This window comes from Teichococcus rhizosphaerae, assembly GCF_002631185.1.
GTDB classification, from domain to species: domain Bacteria; phylum Pseudomonadota; class Alphaproteobacteria; order Acetobacterales; family Acetobacteraceae; genus Pseudoroseomonas; species Pseudoroseomonas rhizosphaerae.
This window is the reverse complement of sequence record NZ_PDNU01000099.1, coordinates 1-2014: the sequence shown is the minus strand read 5'-3', so window position 1 is coordinate 2014 and position 2014 is coordinate 1. Positions and strand designations below refer to the sequence as shown.

The following is a 2014-nucleotide window of genomic DNA, read 5'->3' as shown; positions in this document are numbered from 1 at the left end:
AGGTCAGCTATGACTGGCAGCACTACCTCCCGCTGATCGAACGCAAGCCCGGTGCGCTGCGCAACGGCGCGCCCTTTGCTGATCTGCCGGCGCCGCTGCGTCAGCTTAAGCACGGTCTGGGGCGTCATGCCGGCGGTGACCGGATCATGGCGCAAGTTCTGGCTGCCGTACCGGTCGCCGGGCTCGATGCGGTGCTGGTGGCTGTTGAGCTGGTACTGGAAAGCGGCAGCCTGAGCGCCGAACACATCCTCAATGTCGTGGCGCGCCTGGCCGCGACCGAACCACCACCCAGCGTCGAAACCCACTTGTCGCTCAAGGAAGCCCCCGTCGCTAACACGGCGCGCTACGACCGCCTGCGTGGCCAGACCGAGGAGATCGGTCATGCGTGATTTGATGGCGGAACTCAAGGAGCTGCGCCTGCACGGCATGGCCACGGCCTGGGCGGAGTTGACTGCGCAGGGTGAGTCGAACACAGCCTCGTCCAAGTGGCTGCTCGAACACCTGCTGGAACAAGAGCACACAGATCGCGCCATGCGCTCGGTGAGCCACCAGATGAACATGGCCAAGCTGCCGATGCACCGCGACCTGGCCGGCTTCGACTTCAGCGCCTCCAGCGCAGACGCTCGTTTGATCAGCGAACTGGCCAGTCTGGCCTTTACCGACACCGCGCAGAACGTGGTGCTGATCGGTGGGCCTGGCACCGGTAAAACCCACCTGGCCACTGCGCTGGCCGTGTCCGGCATCACCCGGCACGGCAAGCGCGTGCGCTTCTACTCCACGGTCGATCTGGTCAATCTGCTGGAGCGCGAAAAGCACGACGGCAAAGCCGGGCGGATCGCCCAAGCTCTGCTGCGCATGGATCTGGTCATCCTCGACGAACTGGGTTATCTGCCCTTCAGCCAGGCCGGCGGTGCGTTGCTGTTTCACCTGCTATCCAAGCTGTACGAACACACCAGCGTGGTGATCACCACCAACCTGAGCTTCGCCGAATGGTCGAGCGTGTTCGGCGACGCCAAGATGACCACCGCCCTGCTGGATCGGCTGACCCACCACTGCCACATCGTCGAAACCGGTAACGAGTCCTATCGCCTGCAACACAGTAGCTTGGCGGCCCAGGCCAAGATCAAATCACGGGAGCGAAAGCGTAAGGGCGGCCAGGAACCGGAGGACGATGAGCCGTTCTGATTTCATGGCGACGACGGCCTGCTACATGGCTGCGTGTGGCAGGTCTTAAACAACTGAACTGGGCTAGCGAAGGAGTGGGGGCAACAGCAGCTGCGCTGGTAGACTTATCCACAGTTGCTGGTAACAAAATCAGCAATCCGCCCTGGGTCAAATTTCAATCGGCAGGGTGGGTCAATTTTCCATCAGCGCCAACAGTTACGCGGTATCTGTGCTGCTCCAACGGCAGTAAGACCGTTTTCAACGCGGGCGCGTGGGCGACGGTCGTCATGTGGTTGCGGGTCGAAAGCGGCTCGGCTCATATCTCGTCGGCGCCTTATACGACCCATCGCCTTTGGATCAATGGCGCTGTCGCTGCTCCTGGCGTGGTGCTGCCTGCGAACCAATGGGTGCATCTGCGGTTCTCGATGCAGTCATACAACGGCTATGACAACGCGTGTCCGTACATCTACGCATCCTCCGGGGCTCAGATCGCGTTTGCATGCCCGGCGTGGTTCGGTGGCCTCGTCGATCCGGGTATCCACGTTGCACCCATCCTGACAATCAACGGAGCAAGCGCATGACCATGAAACGAGTCCTACTGAAAGGCGAATTCTTCGCGGAATGGGATGGCACACTGGACGAGGCCGCTGCACTCGCTGGCGTCCCTGTCGGCGACTTGGCGTTCCACCCGGATGACGTGCTGGCCGAGGTCCAGGAGCTGCGCCGCCAGGCCTATCGCACCGAGTCCGACCCGCTGCGCCTGGAGGCCGAGTTTGACGCCATAGCCGCTGGTACCGAGCCGGACCTGGCGGCATGGGTCGCAGCCGTCCAGGCGATCAAGGAGCGCTAT

The 2014-nt window shown here is 62.4% G+C and carries 2 protein-coding genes and 1 pseudogene; all 3 read left to right on the top strand.

Features of this window, described 5'->3' with window-relative positions; all coding sequences use genetic code 11:
• Positions 1-389, top strand: a pseudogene (locus tag CR162_RS21715) (IS21 family transposase); the annotation flags it as partial.
• Positions 382-1185, top strand: a complete 804-nt coding sequence (gene istB, locus CR162_RS21710) for an IS21-like element ISPst3 family helper ATPase IstB (protein ID WP_010454871.1) — start codon at positions 382-384, stop codon at positions 1183-1185. The pseudogene CR162_RS21715 and the gene istB, both read left to right, overlap by 8 nt.
• A 556-nt stretch (positions 1186-1741) precedes the next feature.
• Positions 1742-2014 (top strand): hypothetical protein (locus tag CR162_RS21700; protein ID WP_099097539.1); only part of this gene is annotated, 273 nt, incomplete at its 3' end.

Excerpts from the sequence above, each read along its gene's own strand:
- istB (WP_010454871.1), top strand. The coding sequence starts at position 382 with ATGCGTGATTTGATGGCGGAACTCAAGGAGCTGCGCCTGCACGGCATG.